The sequence below is a fragment of the Pseudomonas sp. NFPP25 genome (genome assembly GCF_900116505.1).
Taxonomy (GTDB): domain Bacteria; phylum Pseudomonadota; class Gammaproteobacteria; order Pseudomonadales; family Pseudomonadaceae; genus Aquipseudomonas; species Aquipseudomonas protegens.
Window position 1 is genome coordinate 868149 of sequence record NZ_FPBG01000001.1, and the last position, 24986, is coordinate 893134.

The window sequence follows — 24986 nt, forward strand, 5'->3', positions numbered from 1 at the left end:
AGCGTGGCACCCAGGTGCCGCGTTCGCGTGCGCGGCACACCGGCCAGCTGGCGCCCATAAGCCGGTAGCGTTGCGTCCCGCAGCGCAGGCAGCGAACCTGCGCCCTCAGGAGCCCGGATTGGTCACCTGGATATACACCGCCCAAATCCCCAGCAGCAGCCAGAACGCCGCGAACAACCAGGGCGAACGCATGGAAAACAGCAACGACTTGCGATAGCCCTTGTGGCTCGACTCGCTTTCGCAGAACAGCGGCGATTCGTCATAGGCCAGGCCCATCACCGGTTCGCTGTGCAGCAGGTGGCTCTGCTTGAAATGCCAGTGATCGATGATCTCGTAGGCGGCCCTGATGCCAGGCCAGGCATTGAGAGAGCTGAGGATCCCCAGCAACGCCAGGAAAGGCGGCACGGACAGGGTAAACAGCTTGCCCCATTCCGGATTGAGGTTGGCCATGCACGAAGCGAAGGCGATTACCAGGAATGCCTGGGCCGTCAGGTAGGCATCGGTGCGGTTGGCCAGGATGCTGGTTTCGTATTGGATCTCCCGGCGATAGAAGTCCAGCCGTTCCTTGGGCGAGCCGAACATCTTGGCGTTGTGCTCGGTCAGCTCGGCTTCGTCCACATGGGATGTAAGAATTCTTGGCATGTCGTGATCAACCCTTCAGCGGGTTTGCCCCCCGTTTTCAGCTTCTGCCGCGCTCGGCCGGCGCGTCCCGGTTCAGGGCCTTGGGGCCGACCATCAGCCAGAGCAACAGCCCTAACAGCGGCACGAAGATGATCACCACGATCCACAGCCCCTTGTTTTCTGCCCGCGCACCGCTGCGCAGCAGGCTTCTGATGGCCCAGATCTCGGCCAGCAGCACGATCACGGCCAGTACGATCAACAGGTATTGCACTTGCATAAGATTCCTCCCGGTCTGTACTGCCTTAGTGCGGTGCAGGCGACGAGGGTTCACAAAGATTGCCGTGGGCGTTCATGGCGCAGGAAAGATCAGCGTCCTGTGACATCCGGATTGAATTTAACCGCTGTGGCAGCGGTCTATAACGCGCCTCTTCATCGGCAAACAGGTATAGTTGCCGGCTTTATCGGCCTGGCTAATGCCGAAGTTTCGGGCCCCTTGGCCCCGTCAAGACATAGTGGATGTCGCGTGTTCGCAAGATTGCTTTTCATCGCATTGCTCCTGACCCTGTCAGCCTGCAGCTCCAGCCCTTCCAACTCCGGCCCCCTCAAGGCCGGCGAGTACCGGGTCAAGCGCGGCGACACGCTGTATTCCATTGCCAGCCGCAACGGCACCAACTGGAAGGAGGTGGCGCGGCTCAACGGCCTCAAGGCGCCTTATACCGTGGAGGTCGGCCAGGTGCTGCGGGTAGGCGGCGCGGCCAGGACCACCCGGGTGGTCAGCAGCAAGTCGCGAACCACCGCCAGCAAGGGCCGAACAGCGCCCCCGGCCCCTGCCCCCATGCCCAAGGTCACCCTCAAGGGCTGGAGCTGGCCGTTGCGCGGAGTGCTGATCGGGCGCTTCTCCCCCACCGGCAAGCTCAACCAGGGCATCCGCATCGCCACCACCCAGGGCCAGCCGATCCACGCCACCCTGGGCGGCAAGGTGGCGTTCGCCGGCTACATGCGCGGTTACGGCAACCTGATGATTCTCCAGCACGGCCCCTCCTACACCAGCACCTACGCCTACAACAGCCGGCTGCTGGTCAAGGAAGGGCAGATGGTGATCAAGGGCCAGAAGATCGCCGAAGCCGGTTCCCAGGACACCGACCGCGCCCAGCTTTACTTCGAGATCCGCGCCAACGGCGTGCCGGTGGATCCGCTGCGCTTGCTGCCGCCGGGCTGAGCGAGTGACTGGCCTCGCAGCGCTCCTGCCCTCGATGTCCTCGAAAACCGCGCCCGCGCTGAATGCTGGGGTTTAGCAGGATGGTGAGCGCAACCTTCTTGATGCTTGCCATAGCGGCTCTGTAGTGGCCGATGACTTCGGCGCAAGCAATTGACGCGGGGCGCGTCAATAGCTCAAGGCCTGGAAACGAGCATCAGTGCTCACGCCTGTCACTGCCGCTCTAGATGGTGCTGCGGGTCGGCGGCAGCGTCGGCTCGCTGGCCTCATCATGAAAGGCGTCCTCTGCCGGCTCGCGGGAAGCAATATGCAGGTCCAGCTTGCGCTGCACCTTGAACAGCTCGGCGTCGGTCCGGATCCCCAGCTTTCTGAACGCGGCCTGCTTCTGACCGCTGATGGTCTTGATGCTGCGGGAAAACTTGCTGGCGATCTGCGAGATCCGCAGGCCATCCAGAAAGCAGCGCAAGACTTCGTTCTCCTTGGGGGACAGGGTCTCAAGGCTGGTCAATGGCGGGCTGCCCGGCTCGGCGGCGGGGCCGATTGGCGGGTGCTGCACGGCGAAAGCCAGCAACGGCGACAGATAGAGCCGCTTGCTGGCTACCGTGCGGATAGCTGGAATCAGGTCGTCCAGGGATTGTGATTTGCCGAGAAAGCCATTGGCTCCGATATCGATGATCTGCTTGACGAAAAACGGCGTCTCGGTGGCCGAGGACACCAGGATCAGCAAATGCGGGTATTTGTTGCGCAACAGGCGGATCAGGCGCAGGCCATCCAGGTCGCATTCCTGCAGCTGGTAATCGAGCACCAGCAGGTCCAGTTCGGTATCACGCAGGGCCGAGATCAGCTCGCCGCTGCTGGCATACAAACCCACCAGCTGGAAATCCGCCACGCTCTGCAGCTGTAGCTGCATTGCCATGCGAATCAATGCGTGATCGTCCAGCACTGCGATGCGCAAGGGCTTGTTCACGGCAAGTGACATAGCGCCTCCAGAACGTTCGATGGTGGTCTTCAGAACTGGATTTTCCATCCTCTCAAGCCTCTCGTCCAAGTGGTCCTGGCCCACCGACTGTCACGGCCTTGCGACAGTCTTTCAGGTCACCAGTGCCGGGTACTCTAGAGCGCCGGCCGCCTAGCCATAACAAGAAACGTCTTGAAGTTTTCCAAAGAAAATCTTGAATCGAGGGCGACGCGGCCTGTTCGGCTAGGCGTCGTAGAGTGGCTTTTCCATGCTTGCCCGGCCATCGCCGAGCATGGCATAGCGTTCGCCGCGAGCCAGGCTTCGCAGCGCATCAGCGTAGTCCGGCAAAGACTGCGTCTTGGACATCACCCCATGTGCGCCCACGGCCTGCAGCTGCGAGGCAATTACAGGATCGGGACGGTTCAGCAGCACGAGTATTTTCAGACCGGGGTAGCGGGTGATCAAGTTTCGTACCAGATGAACCGGGTCGCGATCCATCAGGTGGCCGATCATCAGCACGTCCAACTGCTCTTGTTCCAGGGCCTCCAACATGTCGGCGAAATTGAAGAACTCGCTCAGGCACAGAACCGACTGCCTGGACAGATGCTTGTACAGACCGTGGCGGACAATATTATGTTGCTCCAGTACCCCTACCCTTAACTTCAACATCGCTTGGTTCGACCTCAGGAAAATAGTGGGCCGTCACACTGCTGGCACAGTGCACTAGAATGCTGCCCGCCACTCAGGCTCGCCCTGTGCCTGGCTGAATGACAGGGCAAGATAAGCTCTGCGCTGTGGGTGGGATGTAGGAATAGTCTTGAATTGCATTCATCTAGTCGAGATCGCTGCCAAGAGCCCGTCAACCCGAAGGAATGGATTCGAAAACAGGAATTTTCTTGGCAGTACTCAGGTTGCTTCCTGCTAGCCTGCCAGTGACATTCTGATGACCCTGGGGGGCTTATTCGGCATCATTTTCTTATTTGAGCTTTCCGCAAATCCACCCTGGGTCAGAGAAAAATCTCAACCAGCCTCAGATTTCATCAAGGCGCTGACCGTTGTTGGCTCACTTAATTACCTAGATATTTTGATTCTGGATAACCTGGCATGAGTAAAAGTGTACTGATCGTCGATGATCACCCGGTAGTCTGTGAGGCGATTCGCAAAACCCTGGAGTCCCAGGGCTACACCATTGTTGGCGAAACTGCCGACGGTATCAGCGCCCTGAACATGATCCTGTCGCTGAGGCCGGACATCGTGATCCTGGACGTCAGCCTGGAAAAAATGGACGGTCTCACCGTGCTCAAGCGCATCGCCCAGGCGAACCTGGATGTGCGGGTGCTGGTGTTCACCGCCCAATCCGTCGACACCTACGCCATGCGCTGCCTGCAGGCCGGAGCCAGTGGTTTCGTGAGCAAGAACGAACCCCTGACCAAACTGCTCAAGGCAGTGGACACCATCGTCGAGGGCTATGTGTTCTTCCCAAAGAAGTCGATGCCGTTCAGCGATGGCGGCCGCGGCAAACACAGCAGCGACGTCCTGGCGGCGTTGACCAATCGCGAACTGGAAGTCCTCAAGCTGCTCGCTGAAGGTCTGACCAATCTTGAGATCGCCGAGAAACTGCACCTGAGCAACAAGACCGTCAGCGGCCACAAGATCAATATCTTGAGCAAGCTTGGGGTCACTTCGGTGGTGGATCTGGTGAACATCGCCAGGCAGAACGAACTGGTCTGAGTAACCTGATGTGAGGTTACCGCCGCGCCCGCTGTTTTTCGTACTGATATTGTGGTTGGCCCTGCCGGTATTCGCGCAGGACAGGGTGAAGATCCGTGCCCGCCAGCCGCTGGACTTCCTCGATATTCGCCCCAGCATCGATGAACAGACCTGGCTGCGTAACAAAGAGGCCCTGTTGGTCGGCATCGTCAGTGGCGACCTGCCCCCCTACCGGGAAATCAATCAGCGCCATGAACTCGAAGGCATAGGGGCCGACTACCTGGGGGCCTTGCAGCGCGAGCTGGCGATCCCCGTGGAAGTCCGCACCTACCCCAATACGGATGCCGCCTATCACGCCTTGCGCAGTGGTGAGGTCGACCTGGTAGACAGCGCTACCCAGGTGGAAGCCGAGGATTACCAGGTCCGGCTGAGCCCGAGCTACGCGGTCACCGAACTGGCCCTGTATGCCGAGAGCGGTGACCTGCGGGACTACCGCGCGAACATCTCCAGGACACGGATCGCCGCCACCCGCGGCATGGCCCTGGAGCTCTATCTGCGCACCGGTGGACGGGGCCTGATCCAGCTGTATGACTCCCCCCGCGCCGCCATGGGCTCGGTACTCGATGGCGACGCAGATATCTACCTGGGGGACTCGCTGTCTACCGGCTATCTATCCAGCCAATTGTTCAGCGACCAGTTGGTGATCAGCCACAGTGCACGGTTGCCGGAAATCCAGGTCGGGTTTGCCGTGGCCCGTGACAATACCCACCTGCAACAGTTGCTCGAGCGAGCCCTGGGCGGCATCAAGCGCTGCCAGGTGATATCGGCGCTGCAGATGTGGGGCGGTACGGGTAACTGCGACTCCAACAGCTTTCGCGAACGCCTGGACGCCGATCAGCGTCTCTGGCTGGAGCATGCACCGCCGGTGCGGCTGGTGATCAGCGACGACCTGGCGCCCTATGCGTTTTTCAACAGCCGCGGGCTGTTCAACGGCATTGCTTCGGACCTTCTGGACCTCATCCGGCGCAAGAGCGGGCTGCGCTTCGAGGTCTCCCGGGTCGGTTCGCTCAAGCAGGTCGACACCCGCCTGCGCGAAGGCCGTGGGGACCTCAGCATAATGGCCCGCGCCAACCCTAGGCGTGCGTCCTACCTGTACACCCGGCCGATCGTCACCACGCCCTATGTGATTGTGCGCAAGACCGACGCACCGCCCCTGGCACCGCTGAACCGCGACTCCATCGGCTCCGTGGCGCTCGCCTCCGGCTACCTGCAGAGCGAGGACCTGCGCGAGCGCTATCCACGGCTATGGGTCCAGCAGACGTCTACCGTTGCCGAGGCCCTCAACCGGGTGCGCCAAGGCAAGGCGGACTTCACCCTGGCACCGGCCAACCTGGCCAACTACTACCTGTCCTTCAGGCTCCAGAACAGCCTGAAGATTCACGGCATGATGCAAGGCCTGGAAGCCCGGATCGCCTTCGCCGCACCGCAAAGCCAGCAGCAACTGATCGCCATCATCGACCAGGCCATGGCCGAGATCAGCCCTCAGGAATACCTGCAGATCCTGGGTCGCTGGCGCGCCAGCGGCAGCACCGACGACAGCTACTGGAAAGGTGTGACGGCCTTCACCTGGAAAATCCTGGGCAGCCTGGGCCTGATGCTGATGCTGGCGGCCTGGTGGATTCTGAGCCAGCGACGACGGATCATTCGCAAGCGCCTGGACCTGCTGCAGCGCCAGTTGATCCTCGACCAGTTGCGCGATGCCAAAGAAGCCGCCGAGCATGCCAGCCGCAGCAAGACCGTGTTCCTGACCACCATGAGCCATGAGATCCGTACCCCCCTGAGCGCCATCGTCGGCATGCTGGAGCTGGTGCTGACCCGTGACAACGACCGCGAACTCAATACCCGCTCCGTGCATATCGCCTACGAGTCGGCGCAGAACCTGCTGGCGCTGATCGGCCATATCCTGGATATCTCGCGGATCGAATCCGGGCGCCTGACCCTGCGCCCGGAAGCCGCCAGCCTCAAGGACCTGATCGAATCGGTGGCCAATGTCTTCGATGGCCTGGCCCGCCAGAAGCACCTGGACATCCACCTGCAGTTCGATGCCTGGGCCACCGCGCAAGTGTGGATCGATGGCCTGAAGTTCAAGCAGATCATCTCCAACCTGCTGAGTAACGCGATCAAGTTCACCGAACAGGGCGAGATCCATATCCGTTGCCTGGGCCAGGTGAAAGATGAACACTTTCTCGACTTCCATGTCGAAGTGATCGACACCGGTCCGGGCATTCCGGCTTCGCAGATCCAGAAGATCTTCACCCCGTTCTTCGAGGTCGACAGCGTGGTCAGCAACCCCAACGCCGGGTCGGGGCTGGGCCTGTCCATCAGTCATTCGCTGACCCAGTTGATGAACGGCAGCCTGCAAGTCCAGAGCGAACTTGGCGTAGGTACCCGCATGACCTTCAAGGCCTGTTTTCAGCGCGTTGCCGACGAGCGCAGCAGCACCACCGACAGCGCAGAACAAACGGTGCTCAACAGCACCGACCAGCCCCTGTGCGTGTTGATCGTCGAGGACCACCTGCCCAGCCAGTACCTGCTCAACCAGCAGATCAACTACCTGGGACACGAGGCCCTGATCGCCTACAACGGCCTGGAAGGCCTGGCCATGTGGCAGGAGCATGACGTGGATATCATCATCACCGACTGCAACATGCCGCAGATGAGCGGCCATGAGATGAGCCAGGCGATCCGGCGCATGGAGGGCCAGATGGGGGTGCGCCCCTGCACCATCATCGGCCTGACCGCCAGCGCCCAGCTTGAGGAACTGGAGCGCTGCCTGGCTTCGGGCATGGACAGTGCCCTGGCCAAGCCGATCAGCCTTGCCGGGCTGAACCGCCTGATCCCCAAGCTGAGCCTGACGCCCCCCCAGGCGCAGAGCGCGGTGCCGTCATTGAACGGCGACATCCACGCCGCTCTGGCCGAGCACGTGATCAACAGCAACAACGAGGAACTGCAGGCCTTGAGCAAGGCCCTGGCCAGTGGCAATCGCCAGGCCCTGAAAGCCATCGCCCACAAGCTCAAGGGCACGGCCTACCTGCTCAATGCCCAAGGTTTGCTGGAGCTGTGCGTCAGCCTGGAAGAGCTGGTGGCCGACGCGGCCCAGGAGCAGCAATTGTCCACCGCCGTGGCCCGGCTGGATCAGGCCCTGCGCGACCTCAACCAGTCATTGCAAGTGTACTGAGGGCTTGCCCGCAAGGCCCGGGCGCTCGCCCTAGCGACGCGCCACGGCACTGCGTTTCAAGGTCTGGCTCGGCAGCTCCTTGAACAGCGCCCGGTAACTGCTGGAAAACCGCCCCAGGTGCCAGAACGACCAGTGCATCGCCACCTCGGCCACCGTGGTCTCAGTCGGCCCTCGGCTGAGCAGTTCGCGGTGCGCGCTGTTGAGCCGGCGCAGGCGCAGCCATTGGCTGGGGGCCATCCCGGTAAAGGCCTTGAACGCACTCTGCAACTGGCGCAGGGACACTCCGGCTACCTGGGACAGCTCCAGCAGGTTGAGGGTTTCCTCGGGCACGTCGGCGGCCCACTGCGCTACCCGTTGCATGATCCCCCGCTCCTCGCTGCGCCGTTGCAGGCCGCCGCGGTCCAGGCGCACGCAGGCGTTGTCGAGGATGTACAGGCAGTCCTCCAGGAGTTGCTGGGTCAGGGCTTCGCGGCTGGGTGGGTCGAGGGTCTGGGACAGGCGGGTCAGGGTCGAACTCAGCCAGCGGCAGAACAAGGCGTTCTGCTGGCTGTTGAGGGGCGCCATGAACAGCCCGTCGAGGCGCTCCACACCCAGGCCGTGGCCGCGGACGAACTCGGGGCCGAACACCACCGCCACTTCCTGGTAGTTCTCCGGGGTGATCCAGATATTGCGGCTCTCGCCATTGAGCACGTACAGCGCGTTGTCGCTGCGGTCGAAACAGAACGCCAGGGCGCCTTGGGGGGCACTGAAATTCTGCTCGACCCGGGTGTTCATGCATTCCTCGTAGATCTCCACGCCCTGCAGGTCCAGGTAGCGCACCAGGCCGTTGAAATGGCCAGGGGACATCTGCTGGTAATGCTGGACCCAACCCGGGGTGGCACGGATCTGATCGGCGACATCGAAGGTGTTGAACGCTTGGACCTGAAGCGGATTGGACGCTGTCATCGGGGGACCTTACGCACTCGTTTGGTGCGTTTTGGTTCTGCTTAAAGTGGATAGATGGAACAACAAGGCTCGCCCAAGATAGTCGCCAATGCGCCGCAGGGGAAGCCTTGCCGGGATACTCCCGCTCACCTCGGAGCAGATAAAACCAATCATCGAGGTCTTTATGAACGCCCCTTTCGATCAGCTTTCCTCCTGGCTGAAAGATCACAAGATTACCGAAGTAGAGTGCGTGGTCAGCGACCTGACCGGCATTGCCCGCGGCAAGATCGCACCCACCAACAAGTTCCTGCATGAGCGAGGCATGCGCCTGCCGGAAAGTGTCCTGCTGCAAACGGTAACCGGGGATTTTGTCGACGACGACCTGTACTACGAACTGCTGGACCCGGCCGATATCGACATGGTCTGCCGCCCCGACTCGTCATCGATCTACCTGGTGCCCTGGGCCATCGAACCCACCGCCATCGTCATCCACGACACCTTCGACAAATTCGGCAACCCCATCGAACTGTCGCCGCGCAACGTGTTGAAGAAAGTGCTGCAGCTGTACACCGACAAGGGCTGGAAGCCGATCGTCGCCCCGGAAATGGAGTTCTACCTGACCCAGCGCTGCGAAGACCCGGACCTGCCGCTCAAGGCTCCCCTGGGCCGCTCCGGCCGAGCGGAAAGCGGTCGCCAGTCGTTCTCCATCGATGCCGCCAACGAATTCGACCCGCTGTTCGAAGATGTCTACGACTGGTGCGAAGCCCAGGGCCTGGACCTGGACACGCTGATCCACGAAGACGGCCCGGCGCAGATGGAAATCAACTTCCGCCACGGCGACGCCCTGGACCTGGCGGACCAGATCACCGTGTTCAAGCGCACCCTGCGCGAGGCGGCGCTCAAGCACAACGTCACCGCCACCTTCATGGCCAAGCCGGTGGCCGACGAGCCCGGCAGCGCCATGCACCTGCACCAGAGCGTGGTGGACATCGACACCGGCAAGCCGATCTTCGTCGATGCCAACGGTGAGAAAAGCAAGCTGTTCCTGCACCACATCGGCGGCCTGCAGAAGTACATCCCCAAATTGCTGCCGATGTTCGCCCCCAACGTCAACTCGTTCCGCCGCTTCCTGCCGGACACCTCGGCCCCGGTGAACGTCGAATGGGGTGAGGAAAACCGCACCGTGGGCCTGCGGGTTCCGACCGCAAGCCCCGACGCCATGCGCGTGGAAAACCGCCTGCCCGGCGCCGACGCCAACCCCTACCTGGCCATTGCCGCCAGCCTGCTGTGCGGCTACCTGGGCATGGTCGAGGGCATCGAGCCCAGCGCCGCGGTGGAAGGCCGGGCCTACGAGCGGCGCAACCTGCGCCTGCCGATCACCATCGAGGACGCCCTGGCACACATGGAGGACTGCCCGACCATCGAGCAGTACCTGGGGCGCAAGTTCGTGCGCGGCTACGTGGCGGTCAAGCGTGCCGAACACGAGAACTTCAAGCGCGTGATCAGCTCCTGGGAACGCGAGTTCCTGCTGCTCAGCGTCTGAAAACCCGCATTCTGCAATCAACAAAAACAACCCGAAGAGGTGTCGATATGCGTCTTTTGAAAGCAGTGGTCCCGGCAGCATTGGCGGTCTTGTGCAGCACCGCCGTCCAGGCACAACCCAGTGTCAGCGTGTACAACTGGACCGACTACATCGGCCAGACCACCCTCGCCGACTTCCAGGGCAAGACCGGAGTCAAGGTGATCTACGACGTCTTCGACTCCAACGAAACCCTGGAGGGCAAACTGCTGGCCGGGCGCACCGGCTACGACGTGGTAGTGCCCTCCAACCACTTCCTGGCGCGCCAGGTGAAGGCCGGCGCGTTCCTCAAGCTCGACCGCTCGCAGTTGCCCAACTGGAAGAACCTGGACCCCAAGCTGCTGGCCCTGCTGGAGCAGAACGACCCCGGCAACCAGTACTCGGTGCCCTACCTCTGGGGCACCAACGGCATCGGCTACAACGTCGACAAGGTCAAGCAGGTACTGGGCATCGACCACATCGACTCCTGGGCGGTGCTGCTGGAGCCTGAGAACCTCAAGAAGCTGCAGCAGTGCGGGGTGTCGATGATGGACTCGCCGGATGAAGTGTTCCCGGCGGTGCTCAACTACCTGGGCCTGGACCCGCGCAGCGAGAACCCCGAGGACTACAAGAAGGCCGAGGCCAAGCTGCTGACCCTGCGCCCCTACATCACCTACTTCCACTCCTCCAAGTACGTTTCGGACCTGGCCAACGGTGATATCTGCATCGCCTTCGGTTACTCCGGCGACGTGTTCCAGGCCGCCAACCGGGCCAAGGAAGCCAAGAACGGGGTGAACATCGCCTATTCGATTCCCAAGGAAGGCAGCAACCTGTGGTTCGACCTGCTGGCGATTCCCGCCGATGCCGGCAACGTCAAGGAAGCCCACGCCTTCATCAACTACCTGCTGGACCCGCAAGTGATCGCCAAGGTCAGCGCCTATGTCGGCTACGCCAACCCCAACCCGGCTTCCCAGCAGTACATGGAGGCCGACCTGGTGAACAACCCCGAGGTCTATCCACCTCAGGCCGTGCTCGACAAGCTGTACATCTCCACCACCCAGTCGCCGGCCATCATGCGCTTGATGACCCGCTCCTGGAGCAAAGTGAAGTCCAACAAATGATTCAGCCAAACCTTTCGGGCAGCGCCAACGGGCATGCCCGCTCCTACTACGCCGCCTCGGCCGGCAGCCTGCCCGGCTACCCATCGCTGGAGGGCCAACCGAGCGCCGACGTCTGCGTGATCGGCGGCGGTTTCACCGGGGTCAACACCGCCATCGAGCTGGCCCGGCGCGGGCTCTCGGTGATCCTCCTGGAAGCCCGGCGCATCGGCTGGGGCGCCAGCGGGCGCAACGGCGGCCAACTGATCCGCGGCATTGGCCACGAGGTCACAGGCTTTGCCCGCTACGTCGGCCAGGAAGGGGTGAAATACCTCGAGCAGGCCGGCATCGACTCGGTGGAGGTGGTACGCCAGCGCATCAGCGAACATGCCATCGACTGCGACCTGCGCTGGGGCTTCTGTGAGCTGGCCAACACCCCGGCCCAGTTCGCCGCCTTCCAGGCCGAGCAGGACAGCCTGGTCAGGCTGGGCTACCGCCACCCCACTCGGCTGGTGGCGCCCCAGGACATGCAGCAGGTGGTGGCCTCCTCGGTGTATGCCGGGGGGCTGGTGGACATGGGCTCTGGGCACTTGCACCCGCTCAAGCTGGTGCTGGGCGAAGCGCGGCTGGCAGCGTCCCTGGGGGTAAGGATCTTCGAGCAGAGCCCGGTGCTGGAACTGACCCACGGCGACAGTGTGAAGGTGCGCTGCGCAACCGGCACCGTCACTGCCGGGCACCTGGTGCTGGCCTGCAATGCCCACCTGGAAGACCTCGAGCCGCGGCTCAGTGGCAAGGTGCTGCCGGCGGGCAGCTACATCATCACCACCGAGCCGCTGGCCGAGGCCCGGGCCAGGCAACTGATCCCGGACAACCTGGCGCTGTGCGACCAGAAAGTCGGCCTGGACTACTACCGACTGACCGCGGACCGGCGCTTGCTGTTCGGCGGTGCCTGCCACTATTCGGGGCGTGATCCGGCGGATATTGCCGGCTACATGCGACCCAAGATGCTCAAGGTCTTCCCGCAGTTGCAGGATGTGGCGATCGACTTCCAGTGGGGCGGCAAGATCGGTATCACCGCCAATCGCTTCCCCCAGGTCGGGCGCCTGTCGCATTACCCCAATGTGTACTACGCCCAGGGCTATTCCGGGCATGGCCTGAACGTCACCCACTGGACTGCGCGGCTACTGGCCGAAGCCATCCATGCCGGCCACAGTCGCGGCCTGGACGTGTTCAGCGGCGTGCCGCACATGACCTTCCCCGGCGGCCCGGCCCTGCGGGCACCACTGCTGGCCCTGGGCATGCTCTGGCACCGGATGCGGGAAATGCTCGGTTGATCGGCCCCCTTCGCTGGCACCACCCGGCCTCGTAGCAGCCGGCTTGCCGGCGAACACCTTGCGCCGCACCTGCTGGCGCGTTCGCTGGCACGCCAGCTCCTACGGGGCGGCGGGCTCCCTAGGTGAACCGGCGCTGCAGGAAATCCAGCAACAGGGCATTGACCTGCTGCGGCCGTTCGTTCTGGATCCAGTGCCCGCAGTCCGCCAGCAGGTGCTGCTCAAGGTCCGCCACCTTGCCCGGCATGCGCTTGAGGGTATGGGCTTCCAGTACACCCACCGGGTCCTGGTCGCCCAGCAGGAACAAGGTCGGTTGCTGGACCTGGGCATCGGCCAGGAACTCGGTGCGCTTCCAGGTCCGCTCGAAATTGCGGTACCAGTTCAGGGCACCGCGAAAGCCGCGCCCGGCGAAGGTCTGGCGATAGGCCTGGAAATCCTCCTCGCTGCACCACTGCGGCAACCCTGCGGGCACCGTCACCCCGTCGAACAACCGGGCATCGGCCGGCTTGGGTTGCAGCAATGCACCGACATTGCCCATGAACAGGCGCAGGCTGGCGTCTATATCGGCGTCCAGTTCCACCTCGGCCACTCCCGGCTGCTGGAAGTAGAGGATGTAGTTGAAATGCTCGCCGTGCACCTGGCGCATGATCTCGCTGGCCGGGCGTTTCGGCCGCCCGGCAAAGGGCACCGACAGGGTCACCAGCGCCGCCACCCGCTGCGGCTCCAGCAGCGCCAGGTGCCAGGCCACGGGGGCGCCCCAGTCGTGGCCGACGATGCACACCCGCTGCTGGCCGAAGGCGTGCATGGCCTGCTGGATATCGGCGCACAGGGTCAGCAGGTCGTAGGCCTGCACCGCCTCGGGAGCCGAGCTGCGGCCATAGCCACGCATTTCCGGGACGAACACCCGGAACCCCGCTGCCACCAGGGCCGGCACTTGATGGCGCCAGGAATGCCAGCACTCGGGAAAACCGTGCAGCAGCCATACCGGCTGCCCGTGTTCCGGGCCGCTGACCCGCACACTGAGTTCGATGCCGTTGACGGCCAGAACATGCTGTTGGGAGGAACTCATGGCGAATGCTCCAAGGCAGATGCAAGGAGCAGAACCTAGCAGATGTGGGCACCTGCCCCGAGAATCATTGACGCTCCGAATGATCCTGCTGCGCTGTCGGGGCCGGGCGGCTCAGCCGGGAATCAGCCGGCCAGGGAATGGGATTGCTGACGGATCAGGCGCTGGGTATCGAGGACTTTCTCCAGGGCCTGCTCGGAATCGGGGTCCTGCATGGGGGCGCGAATCGCTGCCGACACCAGGCTGATGAGCTTGGCCATGACTTCAGCATCGGTGGCCGGGCGTCCAAGGCTCATGGCCTGCATCAGCAGGCGCAGCTCGGTGCCGGCCATGACGCCGGAAATTGCCTTGAGGGCAAATTGCAGGCGCACCCCCAGCTCGTTGCGCGGCAGGTCCGGCAAAGCCAGGGCAAAGGCCTTGAAGAAGCGCTCGAACACCGGCTGGTAATGCTCCTTGAGGTATTCCTGGATAAAGGGCGAAGTATCACTGTAGACCCGGCCAAGGAAGCGAATGAACGAGCGCCCTTCCACGCCGCCACTCTCGTCGCTGCGCTCAAGGCCCATGGCCGGGGCGAACAGCACCCCCAGCAGGGTTTCGCAGTCCAGCGGGCCCTCGGCCTGTTCCTCGCACTTGGCCAGCAGTTCCAGGCGCTGATCATTGAGTGGCCCCAGGCGCTGCATCAACAGGGCCTTCATCAGCGAATCCTTGTCGCCGAAGTGGTAGTTCACCGCCGCCAGGTTGACCTTGGCCCGCTCGGTGATCTGGCGCAGCAGCACCGCGTCGTAGCCGTACTTGATAAATAATGCCTCGGTCGCTTCCAGCAGTCGGGTCTTGGTGACATTGGGGGCACTGAGTTTCTTGGCGACCATGGAGGACTAACCTTTGCTGGGATGAAAAACTGACCGTTCGAACAGTGTTTTAAAAAAAAATTTGATTTTTTATACCTGCGAGAAGCCCTAAAAGCAAGCGCCCGAGGGACCGTCACGGTGGCCACCGGCCTTTTTGTGACCCACGGGTTTCTCCGCAAAAAAACCTGGAAAAAGCCCTCAATTACCCGGTTCAGACAGCTGGCGTGGCAGGATGAACGCAGTTACTATTCAAACAATGTTTTTAAAATAATAAATAAAACCAGAGCTTGGCCCTGCCCCTGAATACCCCTGTTGCGTGATCCCTGCGCCCCGTGGTTGTTCAAGCAGCCAGTCGAGCCAGCCGGCGCGGTAAGCGATGACAGAGACGATAATCGAGCAAGGTTTTATCTCCCTGCAGGGCATAGGCAAGAGCTATCGGCTGGCGGAGCAACCGCTCCACATTCTCAAGAACGTCTCCCTTTGCATCGACGCCGGTGAAAGCTGCGCCATCCTGGGTGCCTCCGGTTCCGGCAAAAGTACCCTGCTGAACATTCTCGGCCTGCTGGATCTGCCCGACAGCGGCGACTACCACTTTGCCGGCCACGATATCTTCCGCGCCAGCCCCGACCAGTTGGCGGCGATCCGCAACCAGCAGATCGGCTTCGTGTTCCAGAGCTTCAACCTGCTGCCGCGTCTCAGCGCCCTGGACAACGTCGCCCTGCCCCTGAGCTACCGCGGCGTGGCCCGGCGTGATTCCCTGGAGCGGGCCATGCACATGCTCGACCAGGTAGGCCTCGGGCAACGCGCCGACCACCGCCCGGCGGACCTTTCCGGCGGCCAGCGCCAGCGGGTGGCGATCGCCCGGGCCCTGGTGGGCGAACCCTCGGTGATCCTCGCCGACGAACCCACCGGCAACCTCGACAGCCACACTGCCCAGGACATCATGGACCTGCTGCTGGCGCTGAACCGCGAGCGCCGGGTGACCCTGATCATCGTCACCCACGACCCCAATATCGCCCAGCGCCTGGAACGGCAGATCCGTGTCACCAATGGCGTGGTGCAGGAGGTCTGCCCGGCATGAGCCTCAAGGTCGAGCAAAGCGCCAGCCAGTTGCTGCACGAAGCCTTCGTCAGCCTGCGCACCCTGGGCAAGCGTTCGATCCTGGCCCTGCTGGGCATCGTCATCGGCAGTTCCTCGGTGGTGGCACTGATCAACATCGGCCACAACGCCGCCGAGGACGCCGCGGCGATCTTCCAGAACATGGGCACCGACACCCTGGTGGCCCGCTTTCCCGCCAGCGCCGACAGCCGCACGCCGCTGCCCGCGGCCCTGGACACCCGGGCGCTGAGCCAGGCGGTGCCTAGCCTGGTCAACATTGCCCCGACGGTGTTGCTCAGCGCCACGCTTATTCGCAATGGCCGCTCCGCCAACGCCAGCGTGGTGGGCGCGACCGCCGAGCTGGCGCCGGCCATGCGCCTGCAGTTGCGTGAGGGGCGCTTTCTCTCGGACTTCGATCAGAACGAAATCTATGCGGTGGTCGGCCATCAGGTGGCTCAGACCCTGGGCGCCGCCGGGGCCCCGCTGCAACTGGGGGACCGGGTGCGGATCAACGACTACCTGTTCCTGGTCATAGGTATCCTGCAGAACCAGCCCAGCGCGGTGCTGGTTCCAATCCAGGCCAATGACTCGGTGTTCCTGCCCCAGGGCAGCATGCGGCGGATTTTCCCTTCGCCACAGATCGACAACGTGGTGACCCGGGTCGCCGGTGGCCAGAACATGGAGCAGGTCGCCGCCGCCATGACCCAGGCCTTGAAAAAGATCCTGCGCGGACGTGAGGTGGAAGTGCAGGTACCGCAGCAGATCATCGACGGCATGACCCGGCAGAGCCGCACCTTTGGCTACCTGCTGATGGCCCTGGGCGGCATTTCCCTGGTGGGGGGTGGCGTGGGGGTGATGAACGTGATGCTGATGAATGTCTCGGAGCGCCGCCGCGAGATCGGCATCCGCATGGCCCTGGGCGCCCGGCAAAAGGACATCCGCAACCTGTTCCTGCTGGAGGCGGTCAGCCTGACCGCAGTCGGCGCCCTGTCGGGGGCGATACTGGGGGTCGCCTCGGCCTTTATCTACGCCCGGATGTCCGGCTGGCACTTCTCCCTGGCGGGAGCCGCACTGCCGCTGGGGATCGGGAGCACCCTGCTGGTGGGCCTGTTTTTCGGCCTGTACCCGGCCATTTCGGCATCCAGACTGCAACCGGTGGAGGCGTTGCGCGATGAATGACTGGCGCCTGCGAACACTCGCCTGCCTGTGCCTTTTGTACTTGCCGGCGCTCAGCGCCGATGAGCGGGTGGATCGCCCTTCCGCTCCCACCATGCGCAGCGACTACTCGCGCAGCGCCCTGCTCAGCCAGCAGGTCACCGACCTGACCCTGGGGGACGCGGTCTACCTGGGCTTGCGCAACAACCGCAGCATCCGCAGTTCGTACCTGCAGCGGGTGGCGCAGAAGTTCGACCTGCGGGTGGCCGAGGATGTGTTCAACCCCAAGCTGCTGATCACCGGCAACTACCGCACCACCCGGGGCAGCAGCGACACCACGCAGAACCTCAACATGGCCCCGGCCACCAGCCTGTTGAGCGAGTACGGCACGCGCCTGAGCATGGCCTGGATCCAGGACCTGAACAAAGCCGATCGGGCCGGCCGCCAGCGCAGCGACGGCCTGGACCTGGCGATCATCCAGCCATTGCTGCGCGGCGCCGGCTGGGACGTGACCACCGCGCCGTTGCGCCTGGCGCGCATCACCGAACAAAGCAACCGCCTCAACCTCAAGGCCGGGGTCGCCCAGACCATCACCGCGATCATTACCACCTACCGCGAGCTGCTGCGTTCCCAGGAACAGCTGACCATCGCCCAGGAAGCCCTCAAGCGCGCCAATGCCCTGCTGGAAGTCAACCGCGCGCTGATCAGCGCCGGGCGCATGGCCGAGTTCGAGATCGTGCAGACCGAAGCCGACATCGCCAGCCAGGAGCTGGGGGTGGAGGAAGCGCGCAACCAGGTGGACGTCAACCGCCTGTCGCTGCTGCGTCTGCTGGCCCTGGACATGTCCAGCCGGATCCACGCCAGCGAGGCCCTGCAGGCGGCCAAGATCAGCATCGACCAGCGCGAGGCCCTGCGCCTTGCGCAGATCCAGCAGCCCGAATACCTGGCTACCCTGCTGGGCAGCCAGCAGGCCGATCTGAACCTGGTGATCGCCAAGGACCAGTCGCGCTGGGACGTATCCCTGGTGGCCGGGGCCAACCAGACCCGCAGCCGCTATGACAATGACACCAGCAACGGTTCGGACCGGCGCTGGGACAGCTACGCCGGGGTCCAGGTGCAGATTCCCATTGGCGACCTGAGTACCCGCCAGGCCGAGGTCCACGCCCGGGTCAATGTGGAGAACCAGGAAATCCTCCTGGCCGATGCCCGCCAGGTGCTGGAGCGTGACGTCAACAACGTGGTGCGCGACCTGGGCACCCGCTGGCGCCAGTACGAGATTGCCCAGCGCGCCAGCGAACTGTCCAAGCGCAAGCTGGACATCGAACGGGAAAAGCTCAGTGCCGGCCGTTCCAGCAACTTCCAGGTGCTGAGTTTCGAGGGTGACCTGCGCAACGCCGAGAATGCCCGGCTCAATGCGCTGATCGCCTACCTGAACGCCCAGACGCAACTGGACCTGACCCTGGGCATGACTTTGGAGAGCTGGGACATTGCGCTCAATGACTTCTGACAAGCCGCAGGCGAGCAAGCGCCGTCGCCATACCCTGCAAGCGCTGGCCCTGGCCGTCGCCCTCGCCGTGGGCGCCGCTGCCCTGGTCACCCTCCAGTCCCCCGCCAGCACTCCGGCCAGCGAGGCCCGCTGGGTCAGCGTGCAAGGCACGGTACTGACTCACCAGATCGGCCTGGTGGGCAAGATCGAACCCCAAAAGACCGTGGTCCTCACCGCCCCGTTCGAAGGCAATGTGCAGGCCAGCCTGGTGGAACAGGGCCAGCGCGTAGAGGCCGGCCAGGTCCTTTTGCAGATGGACCCGGGGCTGGTGGAGATCCAGTCGCGCGAAGCCCTTTCCACCTTGCTCAAGGCCCGCCGCACCGTCCAGGAGCTGCAGGACTGGAACAACGGCGCCGTGGTCACCCGGGCCCGCCGTACCCTGCGCAACTCGCAGATGTCCCTGGCCAATACCGAACGCAAGCTGCGGGAAAGCCAGAACCTGTTCCAGCGCGGAATCATTCCGCGCAACGAGCTCAACGATCAGGAGCAACAGGCACAGATGCAGCGCCTGGACCTGGCCGCCGCCCAGAGTGAATTGCAGCAGGCGCTGAACCAGGGCACAGGGGAATACCGGCAGATTGCCGAAATGGAGTTGACCAACGCCACGGTCAAGTACGACGCCCTGCGCAAGCTGCTGGAGCACAAGAACGTGGTCGCCCCCTTTGCCGGCATCGTGGTGCCGCCACCCAATGGTGGCGCGGGCCCGAACACCGCCGGTGCCGCCAACGGTCCGGTGCAGACCGGTTCACGCCTGAGCCCGGGGCAAGTGCTGTTCGGCCTGGCCAACATCGAACAGCTGAAGATCGTCAGCAAGGTGTCGGAGCTGGACATCAACCAACTGCACCAGGGGCAGCGCGTGGAAATTCTCGGTGACGGCTTTGATGGTGAACGCCTGGAAGGCGTGGTGGATATCGTCAGCAGCCTGGCCCTGCCCAACGAAACCGCAGGTGCCGGAGCGCAATTCCCGGTGACCCTGTCGGTGCCCAAGCTCAGCCGCGAACAACTGCAACGGGTGCGCCTGGGCATGAGCGCGCGGCTGACTATCGTCACCTACCGCAACGACCAGGCCATCGTGCTGCCGCCTGCGGCGATCCAGCGCGACGCCGACGGCATGAGCGTGGAATACCGGGCAACGGCCGATCAACCAGGCCAGCGGGTGCCGGTGACCGTGGGCCAATCGACCCCGGAGGGCGTGGAAGTGTTTGGCCTGCAACCGGGCCAGGTCCGCCTGCCCAACGCCTTGTAGGCGCTGGCCTGCCAGCGAAGGCGCCCTTGGGAACGGCGCAAGGCCCAGGGGCCTCTTCGCCGGCAAGCCGGCTCCTGCGGGTCAGCGCAGGGCGCGGCGCAGGACTTTGCCCACGGTGGTCTTGGGCAGCTCTTGGGTACGGAACTCTACATAGCGCGGCACTTTGTAGCCGGTGAGGTATTCCCGGCAGTGGGCCAGCAACTGGTCCTGGGTCAGCGCCGGGTCCTTGCGCACGACGAAGATCTTCACTTTCTCGCCGGTCACATCATCCTCGACGCCAATCGCCGCCACTTCCGCCACCCCGGGGTGCAGGGCCACCACATCCTCGATCTCGTTGGGGTACACGTTGAAACCGGAGACCAGGATCATGTCCTTCTTGCGGTCCACCAGGCGAATGAAGCCCTGCTCGTTCATCACCCCGACATCCCCGGTGGACAGCCAGCCGTGGCGGTCCAGAACCTTGGCGGTTTCCTCCGGGCGCTGCCAGTAGCCCTTCATCACCTGCGGCCCGCGTACCTGCAGCTCGCCCTCCTCGCCCAGCTCGGCCAGTTGGCCGTCCTCGCGCACGAAGCGCACCCAGGTCGAAGGCAGCGGTACGCCGATGGTCCCGGTGAAATCGCCTTCGCGCATGCGCGCAATGTCGATCGGGCTGATGCTCACCACCGGCGAGCACTCGGTCAGGCCGTAGCCTTCGATGATCGGCACCCCGGTGACTTCCTTCCAGCGCCGGGCCACTGAGGTGTGGGTGGCCATGCCGCCCGCAATCGCCAGCTTCAGGTCGGAGAAATCCCGGCCGCGAAACTCTTCGTTCTCCAGCAGGCCATTGAACAGGGTGTTGACCCCGACGATGCCGCTGAACTTTTCCTTGCGCAGGATCATCTGCACCCGTTTCACATCACGCGGGTTGGCGATGAGGATGTTGCGCCCGCCCAGGCACATGAACATCAGGCAGTTCACCGTCAGCGACAGCACGTGGTACAGCGGCAACAGGGTGACGTTGGTTTCCTGCTGGTTCTCGTCCAGCTGGTCACCGACCCAGGCCTTGGCCTGCATCAGGTTGGCGAGGATGTTGCGGTGCGTGAGCATGGCGCCCTTGGCATCGCCGGTGGTGCCGCCGGTGTATTGCAGGAAGGCGATGTCGTCCTGCTTGAGTTCCACCGGGCGGTGCTCCAGCACGCTGGCCAGCTTCATCATCGCCGGAAAGCGGATGGCCCCCGGCAGGTTGAATTTCGGCACCTGCTTTTGCACATGGCGCAAGGCGAAGTTCAGGGCTGCGCCCTTGAAGGTGCCCAGCAGGTCACCGATGGCGGCCACCACGATGTTCTTCAATTGGCTGCCCGGCATCGCCTGTTCCAGGGTGTGGGCGAAATTCTCGAAGATCACCACGGTCTCGGCGCCGCTGTCCTTGAGCAGGTGCCGCAGTTCGTGAGCCGTGTACAGCGGGTTGACGTTGACCACCACGGCCCCCACCAGCAGGGTGCCGAACAGGCAGATCGGGTATTGCAGGCAGTTGGGCATCATCAACGCCACCCGGTCGCCCTTCTTCACCCCCTTGGACTGCAACCAGGCGGCGAAAGCGAATACCCGCTTCTCCCACAGGTCGTAGCCCATCTCGGTGCCGATGCTCACATAGGCCACCCGTTGGCGATACTTGTCCACGTGTTCGAGGAACACTTCCCGCAGCGACGGGTAACGGTCGATCTCGGCTTCGATATCGCTGGGCACTCCCGGCAGGTAAGCGTTCAGCCAGATACGCTCGACGGGTTGCAGGCTCACGACACTCATTGGCAGTCTCCTTGTTATTTTATTTTTCGACGATGGCGGTTACGCCCAGCCCGCCTGCTGCACAGATGGAAATCAGCCCGCGGCCGCCGCCGCGCTCATGGATCGCCTTGGCCAGGGTCGCCAGTTGCCGCCCACCGGTGGCGGCGAACGGATGCCCGCAGCCCAGGGAGCCGCCGTTGACGTTGAGCTTGCTGCGCTCGATGCTGCCCAGCGGTCCGTCGAGGCCGAGCTTGTCCCGGCAGTAATCAGCGTCCTCCCAGGCCTTGAGGGTGCACAGCACCTGGGCGGCAAAGGCTTCGTGGATCTCGTAGAAGTCGAAATCCTCCAGGCTCAGGCCCTCCCGGGCGAGCATGCGCGGCACGGCATAGGCCGGGGCCATCAGCAGCCCTTCACTGCCGTCGACAAAGTTCACCGCGGCGGTTTCCCCGGTACGCAGGTAGGCCAGCACCGGCAGGTTGTTGGCCGCCGCCCAGTCTTCGCTGGCCAGCAGCACCACCGAGGCGCCATCGGTGAGCGGGGTCGAGTTGCCGGCGGTCAGGGTGCCGTTGTGCCGGTCGTAGGCCGGACCCAGGCCGGCGAGCTTCTCCAGGCTCGCGTCGGCCCGCAGGTTGTTATCGCGTTTCAGGCCGCGGTACGGGGTGATCAGGTCATCGAAGAAGCCGCGCTGGTAGGCCGCATTCAACTGGTGGTGGCTGGTGAGGGCCAGTTCATCCTGGGCCAGGCGCTTGATCTGCCAGCGCTTGGCCATTTCTTCGCAGTGCTCGCCCATGGACAGCCCGGTGCGCGGCTCGCCGTTGCGTGGCAGCAACGGCTTGAAGAACATCCCCGGGCGCACCTTGAGCAGGCTGCGCAGCTTGTTGCCGGTGCCCTTGGCGCGATTGGCCTGGAGCAAGGTGCGGCGCAGGCCTTCGTTAATGCCGATGGGCGCGTCGGAGGTGGTGTCGGCGCCCCCGGCAATGCCCACTTCGATCTGCCCCAGGGCGATCTTGTTGGCCACCAGCAGCGCCGCCTCAAGCCCGGTGCCGCAGGCCTGCTGCAGGTCATAGGCCGGGGTCTGCGGCGACAGGGTGGTGGACAAGAGACTTTCCCGGGCCAGGTTGAAATCCCGCGAATGCTTGATCACCGCCCCCGCGGCGAACTCCCCCAGGCGCTGGCCCGACAGGCCGTAGCGATCCACCAGGCCCTGCAACGCCGCCACCAGCAGGTCCTGGTTGCTGTCATTGGCATATACCGTGTTGGAACGGGCGAACGGAATCCGGTTACCGCCCAGGATCGCCACCCGGCGTACCGGCGCCGGATTGAAACTGTACTCAGCCATCAACGAGCTCCCCAGATAAATAGACCGCGCATGTGGGGCTTGTCCCCCGCGTTGTTGCGCACTTCGAACTCATGGCGCGGGCCGTCCGGCAGGCGATTCCACAGGGTCACCGCCGCCGGCAGGAAGATCGGCAGCTTGAACTCGCAGTCCAGCTGGGCTGCCGCCAGAGGATGGGGCGGTTGCTGGGCCGCCAGGGCCCGGCCCAGGGTCCACATGCCGTGGGCAATGGGCCGGCGGAAGCCGAACAGCCGGGCGCCCAGCCATGAGGTATGGATCGGGTTGAAGTCGCCGCTGACCTGGGCAAAGCGGCGGCCCAGGTCGCCCCCCAGGCTCCAGCGCTGAGTGCGCACCAAGGCCTGCTCATCCCATTGCAACGAGCCCTCCCAGGGCTCGCCGATGGGCCCGGCTACACCGCGGCGCAGGTACAGGCTGTCGCTTTCCCAGACCAGGCTGCCACCGCTGTGGGCACGGGTGGCAATCGACAGGGCCTGGCCCTTGGGATGGGCCAACCAACGCTCGGCGAACACTTCCAGGCGCAGGGCCTGGCCCTCCTCCAGCCGTTGGTACTGGCGGATGCGGTTGGCCAGGTGGACCATGCCGCTGGCCGGATAGGGAAACGTCGGGCGGGTCAGCAGCAACAGGTGCAGCGGGAACGCCAGGGTGTGGGGAAACGCCAGCGGCACCCCATGTTCCCGGCGAAAGCCGCAGGCCCGGGCGTAGCGGGCTATTTCGTCGGCCTTGAGCTCTACCGCCGGGCGCACCAGGCGCTCCGTCGGCAGTTGGGGCGCGGCGTCCGGCTTGGGCTTGCGCAGGCTGCGGATGCCGTCGTAAAGCAGCTGCCCCCGGGAGGGCGGCGGCTCGATGATGCGAATTGCGGTATCAGCATTCATGGCTCAGGCCCCCAACAGGCTTTGCCCGCAGACGCGGACCACCTGTCCATTGATCCCGCCGGAGGCCGGATGGGCCAGCCAGGCGATGGTTTCCGCCACATCCACGGCCTGCCCGCCCTGGTTCATGGAGTTCATGCGCCGCCCGGCCTCGCGGATCATCAGCGGGATCTTCGCGGTCATCTGGGTTTCGATAAAACCCGGGGCCACGCCATTGACCGTGATCTGCTGGCGCGCCGCCAAAGGGGCGAGGTTCTGCACCAGGCCGATGACCCCGGCCTTGGACGTGGCGTAGTTGCTCTGCCCGAGGTTGCCGGCGATCCCGGAAATCGACGAGACGCAGACGATGCGCCCGCCGGGATTCAGGCCCTGGCCTTCCAGCAGCGCCTGGCTGAGCAGCAGCGGCGCTTCCAGGTTGACCGCCATGACCTTGCGCCACGCTGCCTCGGTCATCTTCGCCAGGGTCTTGTCCTGGGTGATGCCGGCGTTGTGCACCACGATATCGAAGGCGCCGTGCTCGCCGACGAACTCCAGCAAGCGTTGCCCGGCGTTGGCCGCGGTGATGTCCAGGGCCAGGGCGCTGCCCTTGATCCCGGCAGCCGCCTGCTGCAGCTCGGCCTCGCTCTGGGGAATGTCCAGGCACACCACCTGGGCGCCCTCCCGGGCCAGGACCTTGGCAATGGCCAGGCCGATGCCGCGGCAGGCCCCGGTGACCAGTGCCCGGCGCCCGCCCAGGGGCTGTTGCCAATCGATGTGCCGGGGCACTTCCACCGGCTCGCCGATGCGCACCACCTGCCCCGATACATAGGCCGAGCGGCGCGACAGGAAGAACCGCAGGCTGCTGTCCAGCTCGGCTTCGGCGCCGGGCTCGACGTACAGCAACTGCACCGTGATGGCCCGACGCAGCTCCTTGCCCAGGGAACGCACGAAGCCTTCCAGGGCCCGTTGCGCCACCGCCTGGGCCAGTTCCTTGCAGTGCTCCGGCGGCGTACCCAGCACCAGCACCCGGCCGTGGGCTGTCAGGCGCCGCACATTGGCGTGGAAGAAGCGGTACAGCTCGTCCAGCTGGGCGATGTCGGCCACCCCACTGGCATCGAACACCAGGCCCTGGACCTTCACCGTAGAAGGCGCGGTGATGCTTGCGGCCTGGGCCGCCACGGTGTCGGTGGCGGCGAAGATCCGTTGCAGCTCGCCCAGCAGGCGCCCCTCGGGCGCTGCGGCGAGGACCACCGGGTTGAGCAGGTTGCCGCCCTGCCCCTCGCGGTGCCGTTGCAGCGGCACCGGTTGCGGCAGGCCGGTGCGCTGGGCCAGCCAGCGGCCCCAGCCGGAATTGACGAACGAAAGATAACCGTCAGACATAAAGAGATCCCGATCCAATCCAGTA

21 protein-coding genes are annotated in these 24986 nt (G+C 64.1%); 10 read left to right on the top strand and 11 right to left on the bottom strand.

Translation table 11 applies throughout. From position 1 onward, the window contains the following. Nucleotides 1-105 precede the first annotated feature (105 nt). The gene (locus tag BM382_RS03660) at nucleotides 106-642 is read right to left on the bottom strand and encodes a hypothetical protein (protein WP_011061248.1); all 537 of its coding nucleotides are present in this window, start codon (nucleotides 640-642) and stop codon (nucleotides 106-108) included. Between the two features lie 37 nt (nucleotides 643-679). Next, nucleotides 680-898: a PLDc N-terminal domain-containing protein gene (locus tag BM382_RS03665; protein ID WP_015635581.1), complete on the bottom strand. Its 219-nt coding sequence runs from the start codon at nucleotides 896-898 to the stop codon at nucleotides 680-682. Between the two features lie 246 nt (nucleotides 899-1144). Between BM382_RS03665 and BM382_RS03670 the strand changes: the two genes are divergently transcribed. Beyond that, nucleotides 1145-1840, top strand: a complete 696-nt coding sequence (locus tag BM382_RS03670; RefSeq protein WP_026020258.1) for a peptidoglycan DD-metalloendopeptidase family protein — start codon at nucleotides 1145-1147, stop codon at nucleotides 1838-1840. Between the two features lie 220 nt (nucleotides 1841-2060). Here the strand turns inward: BM382_RS03670 and BM382_RS03675 are convergent, their stop codons facing one another. Together BM382_RS03675 and BM382_RS03680 are read right to left on the bottom strand one after the other, a co-directional pair. Then, entirely contained in the window at nucleotides 2061-2816 is a 756-nt protein-coding gene (locus BM382_RS03675) for a response regulator transcription factor (RefSeq protein WP_011061246.1), read from the bottom strand. A gap of 222 nt (nucleotides 2817-3038) precedes the next feature. Further along, nucleotides 3039-3464: a response regulator transcription factor gene (locus tag BM382_RS03680; RefSeq protein WP_072441886.1), complete on the bottom strand. Its 426-nt coding sequence runs from the start codon at nucleotides 3462-3464 to the stop codon at nucleotides 3039-3041. A 435-nt stretch (nucleotides 3465-3899) separates the two neighbouring features. Between BM382_RS03680 and BM382_RS03685 the strand changes: the two genes are divergently transcribed. Both BM382_RS03685 and BM382_RS03690 read left to right on the top strand, forming a co-directional pair. Then, on the top strand, nucleotides 3900-4526 hold the full coding sequence (locus tag BM382_RS03685) for a response regulator transcription factor (RefSeq protein WP_011061244.1): 627 nt from the start codon (nucleotides 3900-3902) through the stop codon (nucleotides 4524-4526). An 85-nt stretch (nucleotides 4527-4611) separates the two neighbouring features. Beyond that, nucleotides 4612-7743: an ATP-binding protein gene (locus tag BM382_RS03690; RefSeq protein ID WP_239690385.1), complete on the top strand. Its 3132-nt coding sequence runs from the start codon at nucleotides 4612-4614 to the stop codon at nucleotides 7741-7743. A 30-nt stretch (nucleotides 7744-7773) separates the two neighbouring features. On the opposite strand, the gene BM382_RS03695 is transcribed toward BM382_RS03690, so the two are convergent. Next, the gene (locus tag BM382_RS03695; protein WP_011061242.1) at nucleotides 7774-8688 is read right to left on the bottom strand and encodes a helix-turn-helix domain-containing protein; all 915 of its coding nucleotides are present in this window, start codon (nucleotides 8686-8688) and stop codon (nucleotides 7774-7776) included. Nucleotides 8689-8851: 163 nt separating this feature from the next. On the opposite strand from BM382_RS03695, the gene BM382_RS03700 reads away from it, so the two are divergent. Genes BM382_RS03700 through BM382_RS03710 form a run of 3 tightly spaced genes read left to right on the top strand, consistent with a single transcriptional unit; the run spans nucleotide 8852 to nucleotide 12656 of the window. After that, nucleotides 8852-10210, top strand: coding sequence for a glutamine synthetase family protein (locus tag BM382_RS03700; RefSeq protein ID WP_011061241.1), 1359 nt, complete (start codon nucleotides 8852-8854; stop codon nucleotides 10208-10210). 47 nt (nucleotides 10211-10257) lie between these two features. Continuing rightward, complete coding sequence (locus tag BM382_RS03705) at nucleotides 10258-11346, top strand: polyamine ABC transporter substrate-binding protein (RefSeq protein ID WP_015635574.1); 1089 nt, start codon at nucleotides 10258-10260, stop codon at nucleotides 11344-11346. Beyond that, nucleotides 11343-12656, top strand: coding sequence for an NAD(P)/FAD-dependent oxidoreductase (locus BM382_RS03710; protein ID WP_065364021.1), 1314 nt, complete (start codon nucleotides 11343-11345; stop codon nucleotides 12654-12656). The genes BM382_RS03705 and BM382_RS03710 overlap by 4 nt, the downstream gene beginning before the upstream one ends. A gap of 118 nt (nucleotides 12657-12774) precedes the next feature. On the opposite strand, the gene BM382_RS03715 is transcribed toward BM382_RS03710, so the two are convergent. Together BM382_RS03715 and BM382_RS03720 are read right to left on the bottom strand one after the other, a co-directional pair. Beyond that, entirely contained in the window at nucleotides 12775-13722 is a 948-nt protein-coding gene (locus BM382_RS03715; RefSeq protein WP_065364020.1) for an alpha/beta fold hydrolase, read from the bottom strand. A gap of 122 nt (nucleotides 13723-13844) precedes the next feature. Beyond that, entirely contained in the window at nucleotides 13845-14588 is a 744-nt protein-coding gene (locus tag BM382_RS03720; protein ID WP_011061237.1) for a TetR/AcrR family transcriptional regulator, read from the bottom strand. A 355-nt stretch (nucleotides 14589-14943) separates the two neighbouring features. On the opposite strand from BM382_RS03720, the gene BM382_RS03725 reads away from it, so the two are divergent. The 4 genes from BM382_RS03725 to BM382_RS03740 are packed head-to-tail and all read left to right on the top strand — an operon-like array spanning nucleotide 14944 to nucleotide 19612. Further along, a complete protein-coding gene (locus tag BM382_RS03725) occupies nucleotides 14944-15648 on the top strand; it encodes an ABC transporter ATP-binding protein (protein WP_011061236.1) in 705 nt (234 codons plus the stop codon). Continuing rightward, the gene (locus BM382_RS03730; protein ID WP_072441890.1) at nucleotides 15645-16844 is read left to right on the top strand and encodes an ABC transporter permease; all 1200 of its coding nucleotides are present in this window, start codon (nucleotides 15645-15647) and stop codon (nucleotides 16842-16844) included. Before BM382_RS03725 ends, BM382_RS03730 begins: the two co-directional genes overlap by 4 nt. Beyond that, nucleotides 16837-18327 (top strand): TolC family protein, encoded by a 1491-nt coding sequence (locus BM382_RS03735; RefSeq protein WP_011061234.1) that lies wholly within the window; start codon nucleotides 16837-16839, stop codon nucleotides 18325-18327. The genes BM382_RS03730 and BM382_RS03735 overlap by 8 nt, the downstream gene beginning before the upstream one ends. Further along, the gene (locus BM382_RS03740; protein WP_015635570.1) at nucleotides 18317-19612 is read left to right on the top strand and encodes an efflux RND transporter periplasmic adaptor subunit; all 1296 of its coding nucleotides are present in this window, start codon (nucleotides 18317-18319) and stop codon (nucleotides 19610-19612) included. The genes BM382_RS03735 and BM382_RS03740 overlap by 11 nt, the downstream gene beginning before the upstream one ends. 81 nt (nucleotides 19613-19693) lie before the next feature. On the opposite strand, the gene BM382_RS03745 is transcribed toward BM382_RS03740, so the two are convergent. From BM382_RS03745 to BM382_RS03760, 4 genes are read right to left on the bottom strand one after another with little or no spacing between them, the layout of a single operon-like run. Beyond that, on the bottom strand, nucleotides 19694-21397 hold the full coding sequence (locus BM382_RS03745; protein ID WP_015635569.1) for a long-chain-fatty-acid--CoA ligase: 1704 nt from the start codon (nucleotides 21395-21397) through the stop codon (nucleotides 19694-19696). 19 nt (nucleotides 21398-21416) lie between these two features. Continuing rightward, entirely contained in the window at nucleotides 21417-22715 is a 1299-nt protein-coding gene (locus tag BM382_RS03750; RefSeq protein ID WP_011061231.1) for an acetyl-CoA C-acetyltransferase, read from the bottom strand. Further along, nucleotides 22715-23605, bottom strand: a complete 891-nt coding sequence (locus BM382_RS03755) for a MaoC family dehydratase (protein WP_011061230.1) — start codon at nucleotides 23603-23605, stop codon at nucleotides 22715-22717. Before BM382_RS03755 ends, BM382_RS03750 begins: the two co-directional genes overlap by 1 nt. A 3-nt stretch (nucleotides 23606-23608) precedes the next feature. Continuing rightward, entirely contained in the window at nucleotides 23609-24961 is a 1353-nt protein-coding gene (locus tag BM382_RS03760) for a 3-oxoacyl-ACP reductase (protein ID WP_011061229.1), read from the bottom strand. Nucleotides 24962-24986 lie beyond the last annotated feature (25 nt).